The organism is uncultured Mycobacterium sp. (assembly GCF_964249325.1).
Lineage (GTDB): Bacteria > Actinomycetota > Actinomycetes > Mycobacteriales > Mycobacteriaceae > Mycobacterium.
Genome location: NZ_CAXUCH010000148.1, coordinates 2,298 through 10,326, shown reverse-complemented (window position 1 = coordinate 10,326; position 8,029 = coordinate 2,298). Strand labels below are relative to the sequence as shown.

Genomic DNA, 8,029 nt, shown 5'->3' with positions numbered 1-8,029 from the left:
GCGCAAGCCCATGGACGAGCTCGACGCCAACTGGGTCCGGGAGGACGTGGCGTGCGCGCTGCGATTGCCGTCCAACTCGGCGCGGTCGACGCTGCTGATCGCCGAAGAGTTGACCGGCCGGCTGCGCGAGACGCTGCGGCTGCTGGACCGCGGCGAGATCACCTTTCGGCATGCGCAGACGCTGGCCGACGGGTTCCTGCGGCGTGGCGCACGGCTGGTCACGGGCGGCACGGACAACCACATCGTGCTGCTGGACGTCACGTCGTTTGGGCTGACCGGGCGGCAGGCCGAATCGGCGCTGCTGGACGCCGGGGTCGTCACCAACCGCAACTCCATCCCCGCCGACCCCAACGGAGCGTGGTACACGAGCGGCATCCGGTTCGGCACCCCCGCGCTGACCACCCGCGGTTTCGGCGCCGCCGACTTCGACCGGGTCGCCGAGCTTGTGGCCGACGTGCTGACGAACACCGTGCCAGTGGGCACGTCGAAGGCGAAGTACACGCTGGCCGACGGCACCGCCGAACGGGTGCGCGCCGCGGCTGCCGAGTTGCTGGCCGCCAACCCGCTGTACCCGGGATTGACGCTGTAGGGCCAATGGCGGGACCCGACGTGGCCCCCAATTCGGCGGCTCCGCATGTCAGACTGGCCTCCGTGACCGCCGCACCTGACGCCGCCACCTGCTTGATGTCGGCCCCGTTGGCCGAGGTCGACCCCGATATCGCCGAACTGCTGGACAAGGAACTCGGCCGCCAGCGCGACACCTTGGAGATGATTGCCTCCGAGAACTTCGCGCCGCGCTCGGTGCTGCAGGCCCAGGGCAGCGTGCTGACCAACAAGTACGCCGAGGGCCTGCCGGGCCGGCGTTACTACGGCGGGTGCGAATACGTCGACGTAGTGGAGAACATCGCCCGCGACCGGGCCAAGGCGTTGTTCGGCGCCGAGTTCGCCAATGTGCAACCGCATTCGGGCGCGCAGGCCAACGCCGCGATCTTGCACGCGCTGATGACGCCGGGGGAGCGGCTGCTCGGCCTGGACCTGGCCAACGGCGGGCACCTGACCCACGGGATGCGGCTGAACTTTTCCGGCAAGCTCTACGAGACGGGGTTCTACGGCGTCGACCCGGTGACGCATTTGATTGACATGGACGCGGTGCGGGCCCAGGCGCGTGAGTTCCGGCCCAAGGTGATCGTTGCCGGTTGGTCGGCCTACCCGCGGATTCTTGACTTCGCGGCTTTCCGGTCGATTGCCGACGAGGTGGGTGCGGCGCTGTGGGTCGACATGGCCCACTTCGCCGGGCTGGTGGCGGCGGGCCTTCACCCGTCGCCGGTGCCGCATGCGCACGTGGTGTCCACCACCGTGCACAAGACGCTGGGCGGCGCTCGGTCCGGGCTGATCCTCGGCAAGCAGGAGTTCGCTAAGGCGATCAACTCCGCGGTGTTCCCAGGCCAGCAGGGCGGGCCGCTGCTGCACGTCATCGCCGCCAAGGCGGTCTCGCTGAAGATTGCCGGCACATCCGAGTTCGCCGACCGTCAGCAGCGCACCCTCTCCGGTGCGCGGATCATCGCCGAGCGGCTGCTGGCCGCCGACGTCGCCAAGGCCGGTGTGTCAGTGGTCAGCGGCGGCACCGACGTCCACCTGGTGCTCGTCGACCTGCGCAACTCTCCACTGGACGGCAAGGCCGCCGAGGACTTGCTGCACGAAGTCGGAATCACCGTTAACCGCAACGCCGTTCCCAACGACCCCCGCCCGCCGATGGTCACCTCGGGGCTGCGGGTGGGGACGTCGGCATTAGCCACCCGCGGTTTCGGTGACGCCGAGTTCAGCCAGGTCGCCGACATCATCGGGACCGCGCTGGCCGCCGGCGAGTCGGCGGACGTGCCGGCACTACGGGCGCGGGTCATCCGCCTGGCCAGGGAGTTCCCCCTCTATCAGGGATTGCAAGACTGGAAGCTGGTCGACGGCTAAACACGCGACACCCCCGATTTCAAAAAACCTGTGAATCCGGGTTACGGTTACTTTCATGGCAGTGAAACCCGTCGCTAATGCACTGACCCTGGAACTCGAGCCGGTGGTGGAGCAGCTCATGGACCACCATCTGAACACCGAGGAGCTCTGGTTTGCGCACGACTACGTGCCATTTGAGCGGGGCGAGAACTTCGCCCTTCTGGGCGGACGTGACTGGGACCCGTCGCAAGCGAGCCTGCCCCGGGTGATCACCGACGCCTGCGAGATCCTGCTGATCACCAAAGACAACATGGCCGGGCGTCACCGCGAGCTCGTCGAGCACTTCATCCTCGAGGAGTGGTGGGGCCGGTGGCTGGGCCGGTGGACCGCCGAGGAGCAACTACACGCCATCGCGTTGCGCGAATACCTCGTAGTGACCCGGGAAGTCGACCCAACAGCCAACGAGCAGGTCCGCGTCGAGCACGTGATGAAGGGCTACCGAGCCGACCACTACAGCCAGGTCGAAACCCTGGTCTACATGGCGTTGGCCGAGCGTGCCCAGGCGGTGTTCTGCCGCAACTTGGCGGCGCAGGTTGAGGAGCCCATCCTTGCCGGTCTCATGAGCCGGATCGCCAAAGACGAAGAGCGCCACGAGGAATTCTTCGCCAACCTGGTGGCGCACTGCCTGACGTACACCCGCGACGAGACGGTGGCCGCCATTGCCGCCCGGGCAGCTGAGCTCGACGTCGTCGGCGGAGACATCGACGCCTACCAAGACAAGGTGCAAAACGTTGCCGAGGCCGGCATTTTCGACCGTGAGCAGCTGAAGCAGCTGATCTCTGAGCGCATCACCGAATGGGGCCTGGCCAACGAACCTCAGCTGCAGCAGTTGGTCTAGACCGCAATTGGCCGGCTCCTCCCCGCGTCGCTGCGCAGCGCGCATCGGTCGCCGGGCGGGTAATGACCGGCGCGCCTGCACGGCGGGCATGCGGCGACCAGAGTAGCGTCGCAGTCGATGGCTAGCGACATGCTCTGCTGTCCGAGCGGCGCCTTTGGTCACGACTACGGCAGGACCGGCCCTGGTCCTGGTGCCGCAGCCCCCGCCCAGTCCGCGCGGGGCCGCGCGGGCAGTTACGCCAGGAGCGCTTCGTGACTGATTCGTCTGCGGTTGCACAGGACACCATTCGGACGTACGTGCTCGACACTTCCGTGCTGCTGTCCGATCCGTGGGCGTGTACCCGCTTCGCCGAACACCACGTCGTGGTGCCTTTGGTTGTGATCAGCGAACTGGAGGCCAAACGCTACCACCACGAGCTTGGTTGGTTCGCGCGCCAGGCATTGCGCTTGTTCGACGATCTTCGGCTGGAGTACGGACGACTGGATCAGCCCATTCCTGTTGGGACACAAGGCGGTACGGTGCATGTCGAGCTTAACCACAGTGATCCGGCGGTGTTGCCCGCGGGATTCCGTACCGAGAGCAACGATTCGCGGATCTTGAGTTGCGCGGCCAACCTCGCCGCCGAAGGCAAGCGGGTGACGTTGGTCAGCAAAGACATTCCGCTACGCGTCAAGGCCGGTGCGGTGGGGTTAGCCGCCGACGAGTATCACGCCCAAGACGTCATCACCTCCGGATGGACCGGCATGGCCGAAATCGAGACTGCCGTCGAAGATATCGACGCGTTGTTCGCCGACGGCGAGATCGACCTGGTGGATGCGCGGGATCTGCCCTGCCACACCGGGGTTCGGCTGCTCGGCGGCAGCTCGCACGCGCTTGGCCGCGTCAACGCCCACAAAAGTGTCCAGCTTGTCCGCGGCGACCGGGAGGTGTTCGGTCTGCGTGGCCGGTCTGCGGAGCAACGGGTGGCGCTCGACTTGCTGCTCGACGAGTCGGTGGGCATCGTGTCGCTGGGCGGCAAAGCCGGCACCGGCAAGTCGGCGCTGGCGTTGTGTGCAGGGCTGGAAGCGGTGTTGGAGCGCCGGACTCAGCGCAAGGTGGTGGTTTTCCGCCCGTTGTATGCAGTCGGCGGGCAAGACCTCGGTTATTTGCCGGGCAGCGAGAGCGACAAGATGGGCCCGTGGGCGCAGGCGGTGTTCGACACCCTCGAGGGTCTGGCCAGCCCGGCGGTGCTGGAGGAGGTGCTGTCGCGCGGCATGCTTGAAGTTCTGCCGCTCACCCACATCCGGGGGCGTTCGCTGCACGACTCGTTCGTGATCGTCGACGAGGCGCAATCGCTGGAGCGCAATGTGCTGCTGACGGTGCTGTCGCGGCTGGGCGCGGGGTCGCGAGTGGTGTTGACCCATGACGTGGCTCAGCGGGACAACCTGCGAGTGGGCCGCCACGACGGGGTGGCCGCGGTGATCGAGAAGCTCAAGGGCCACCCGCTGTTCGCGCACATCACCTTGCTGCGCAGTGAGCGGTCGCCGATTGCCGCGCTGGTCACCGAGATGTTGGAGGAAATCGCCGCGCCTCGTTGATCGAGCGTTTCGGTAGGCTGCCAGCGTGCCGAGACGACCCGACAGCCAGGCCTGGCGATACTGGCGAACCGTTCTCGGTTTGCTTGCTGCCGCGACAGTGCTGGTGATCGGTGCGCTTACCGGTCACGTGAAACGGGCCGACGCCGACGATGTGGATTGTTCGCGGGTCAAGTGCGTTGCGCTGACCTTCGACGACGGGCCGACCCCCTACACCGACCGGCTGTTGCAGATCCTCAAGGACAACAACGCCAGGGCCACGTTCTTCTTGATCGGCAACAAGGTGGCGGCCAACCCCGCGGGCGCCAAACGCATTGCGGATGCCGGGATGGAAATCGGCAGCCACACCTGGGAACACCCCAACATGACGACGATTCCGTCCGCAGACATCGTGCCCCAATTGGCGAAGGCCAAAGATGCCATCGCGGCCGCCACCGGCCACGCGCCGACGCTGTACCGGCCCGCGGGAGGGTTGTCCAACGCCGCGGTGCGCCAGGCCGCCGGTCAGCTCGGGCAGGCCGAGATCCTCTGGGACGTCATTCCATATGACTGGATCAACGACTCGAATACGGCCGCTACCCGGCAGGTGCTCATGACGCAGATCAGGCCCGGCTCGGTGGTGTTGTTCCACGACACCTACTCCAGCACCGTCGACCTGGTGTACCAATTCATTCCGGTGCTGAAAGCCAACGGCTATCACCTAGTGACAGTCAGCCAATTGCTCGGGCCGCGGAGCCCGGGCAGTAGTTATGGCGGTCGCGAGAACGGACCACCGGCCAACGACCTGCATGACATCCCGGCCAGCGACATACCGACGCTGCCCAACACGCCGTCGCCCAAGCCGATGCCCAACTTCCCGATCACCGATATCCCGGGCCAGAATTCGGGCGGGCCCAACAACGGCGCCTAGCCGCGAAGCGGCACGGTCACATCTGCCACCGAAGTCTCTGCGGAGAGCAGACATACTATTTGCCCGCCTACGAGCGATTGCTAAGGCGGAATCGCTCGTAGGCGGGCACAAGGAACGTCGCCAAAGCCGTGACGATCCCTAGCCTTCGTCCACCTTGGTCATCGCCAACACGTCGAGTCGGCGGTCCAGTTCCTCGATCGACAGCTTGTCGCCGATCAGGCCGCGGTCGATCACGGCTTGTCGGATGGTCTTTCGTTCTTTGAGCGCTTCCTTGGCCACCGCGGCCGCTTCCTCGTAGCCGATTGCCGAGTTGAGGGGCGTGACGATCGACGGTGATGACTCGGCAAGTTCCCGCAGCCGCTCGACGTTGGCAGACAGTCCGGTGATGCACCGCTCGGCGAACAACCGCGACACATTGGTCAGCAGCTTGAACGATTCGAGTATGTTGCGGGCCATCATCGGGATGTAGACGTTCAGTTCGAAGGCACCGTTCGCGCCACCCCAGGCGATCGCGGCGTCGTTGCCGATTACCTGAGCGGCGACCTGGGTAACGGCTTCGGGGATAACGGGGTTCACTTTGCCCGGCATGATTGAGCTGCCTGGCTGCAGATCGGGAAGCTGAATTTCGGCCAGGCCGGTCAGCGGTCCGCTTCCCATCCAGCGGATGTCGTTGGCGATCTTGGTCAGCGATACGGCGATGGTTCGCAGCGCTCCGGACGCCTCGACCAGCCCGTCGCGGGCGGCTTGAGCCTCGAAAGAGTTTGTCGCGGTGCGTAGTTCGGTTAGGCCGGTCTGCTTGACAAGTACCTCGACTACCTTGGCGCCGAAGCCGTCTGGCGCGTTGAGGCCGGTGCCCACCGCGGTGCCGCCGATCGCCAGCTCGCCTAGCCGGGGCAGGGTAGCCCGGACCCGTTCGATACCGGCCTCGATCTGGCGGGCGTATCCGGAGAACTCCTGGCCAAGTGTCACCGGAACGGCGTCCATCAAGTGCGTGCGCCCCGACTTCACTACCGTGCGCCACTCCCGCGCCTTGGTTCCCAGTGCGTCATGCAGCACCTCCATTGCTGGGATGAGGTGGCGCACAGCGGCTTCGGTGGCCGCGATGTGGGTTGCGGTCGGGAAGGTGTCGTTGGACGACTGCGACATGTTGACGTCGTCGTTGGGGTGCACGTCAACAGGAGGGGTCGCCGTGGCGGCGATGGAAGCGATCACCTCGTTGGTGTTCATGTTCGAGCTGGTGCCCGAGCCGGTCTGGAAGACGTCGATGGGGAACTGGTCGTCGTGGCGGCCGTCGGCGATTTCGGCTGCGGCGGCGATGATCGCGTCGGCTTTCTCCGGGGCCAGCAGCCCGAGGTCCTTGTTCACTTGCGCGCACGCACCCTTGAGCAGGCCCAACGCCCGGATTTGAGTGCGCTCGAGTCCGCGGCCCGAGATCGGGAAGTTCTCCACGGCACGCTGAGTTTGCGCGCGCCACAATGCTTTTGCCGGCACGCGGACTTCGCCCATGGTGTCGTGCTCGATACGGTATTCGGCGCTATCGGCCATAAGGTGTGATCCTCGCTAGGGTTATCGGTTACGGCAGCGGATATTGCGCGTTGGAATCGCCGGTGAAGTCGATGGCGGAGTACTCGTTGAGCTTCGAAAGCCGGTGGTAGGCCTCGATCATGCGCACGGTGCCGGACTTCGAGCGCATCACGATGGACTGGGTGGTGCAGCCGCCGGGGTAGTAGCGCACACCCTTGAGCAGGTCCCCATCGGTGACGCCGGTGGCGCAGAAGAACACGTTCTCACCCGCTACCAGGTCTTCGGTCGTCAACACCTGGTCGACGTCATAGCCGGCGTCGATGGCCTTCTGGCGTTCGTCGTCGTCCTTGGGAGCGAGCTGCGCCTGGATCGCCCCGCCCATGCAGCGGATCGCCGCCGCGGCGATGATGCCCTCTGGGGTGCCGCCGATACCGGCCAGCATGTCGGTGCCGGAGTTCGGCCGGCAGGCGGAGATCGCGCCGGCCACATCACCGTCGGTGATCAACCGGATCCGCGCCCCAGTGGCGCGGACATCTTGAATCAGTTGTTCATGCCGCGGCCGTTCCAGGATGCACACCGTCATGTCGCGGACCGAGAGATCCTTGGCCTTGGCGACCGCCCGAATGTTGTCGGCGATCGGGGCGGTGATGTCCAGCACGTGCGCTGCTTCGGGCCCCACGGCGATCTTGTTCATGTAGAAGACCGCCGACGGGTCGAACATCGCGCCGCGATCGGCCACCGCCAGCACCGAGATGGCGTTGGTCATACCCTTGCTCATCAGCGTGGTCCCGTCGATGGGGTCCACCGCGAAGTCGACCTCCGGGCCGTCGCCGTTGCCGACCTGCTCGCCGTTGTAAAGCATCGGCGCCTGATCCTTCTCGCCTTCCCCGATGACGACCACGCCCCGCATCGAGACCGAGTTCACCAGTTCACGCATCGCGTCGACGGCCGCGCCGTCACCGCCTTCCTTGTCGCCGCGGCCCACCCAGCGGCCGGCGGCCATGGCGCCGGCTTCGGTGACCCGCACCAGTTCCAAGGCCAAGTTGCGGTCGGGTGCTTCGCGACGAGACGACGTCCGCGACGACGAGCCGGATTCCGGCGAGGAGGCAGCGGCGCGATTGGCTGACGTCCGCGACGACGAGCCGGATTCCGGCGAGGAGGCAGCGGCGCGATTGGCTG

The 8,029-nt window shown here is 66.1% G+C and carries 6 protein-coding genes and 1 pseudogene (1 of these 7 running past the window's edge); 5 read left to right on the top strand and 2 right to left on the bottom strand.

Annotated elements, in window-relative coordinates; translation table 11 throughout:
- The 5 genes and pseudogenes from ACFE99_RS17070 to ACFE99_RS17050 form a co-directional block, all read left to right on the top strand.
- Positions 1-589, top strand: a pseudogene (locus ACFE99_RS17070) (hypothetical protein) (its annotated part extends 448 nt beyond the left edge of the window); the annotation flags it as partial.
- A gap of 95 nt (positions 590-684) precedes the next feature.
- The gene (gene glyA, locus ACFE99_RS17065) at positions 685-1,965 is read left to right on the top strand and encodes a serine hydroxymethyltransferase (RefSeq protein ID WP_375487334.1); all 1,281 of its coding nucleotides are present in this window, start codon (positions 685-687) and stop codon (positions 1,963-1,965) included.
- A 55-nt stretch (positions 1,966-2,020) separates the two neighbouring features.
- Positions 2,021-2,842, top strand: a complete 822-nt coding sequence (locus ACFE99_RS17060; protein ID WP_375487326.1) for an acyl-ACP desaturase — start codon at positions 2,021-2,023, stop codon at positions 2,840-2,842.
- A gap of 284 nt (positions 2,843-3,126) precedes the next feature.
- Positions 3,127-4,419 carry a PhoH family protein gene (locus tag ACFE99_RS17055; RefSeq protein ID WP_375487332.1) on the top strand — a complete coding sequence of 431 codons (1,293 nt, stop codon included), beginning with the start codon at positions 3,127-3,129 and terminating at the stop codon, positions 4,417-4,419.
- A gap of 25 nt (positions 4,420-4,444) precedes the next feature.
- Positions 4,445-5,326, top strand: coding sequence for a polysaccharide deacetylase family protein (locus ACFE99_RS17050; RefSeq protein WP_375487324.1), 882 nt, complete (start codon positions 4,445-4,447; stop codon positions 5,324-5,326).
- A 138-nt stretch (positions 5,327-5,464) separates the two neighbouring features.
- Here the strand turns inward: ACFE99_RS17050 and ACFE99_RS17045 are convergent, their stop codons facing one another.
- Both ACFE99_RS17045 and glpX read right to left on the bottom strand, forming a co-directional pair.
- The gene (locus ACFE99_RS17045) at positions 5,465-6,871 is read right to left on the bottom strand and encodes a class II fumarate hydratase (RefSeq protein ID WP_375487322.1); all 1,407 of its coding nucleotides are present in this window, start codon (positions 6,869-6,871) and stop codon (positions 5,465-5,467) included.
- A gap of 28 nt (positions 6,872-6,899) precedes the next feature.
- The gene (gene glpX, locus ACFE99_RS17040; RefSeq protein WP_375487330.1) at positions 6,900-7,892 is read right to left on the bottom strand and encodes a class II fructose-bisphosphatase; all 993 of its coding nucleotides are present in this window, start codon (positions 7,890-7,892) and stop codon (positions 6,900-6,902) included.
- Positions 7,893-8,029: the final 137 nt, after the last annotated feature.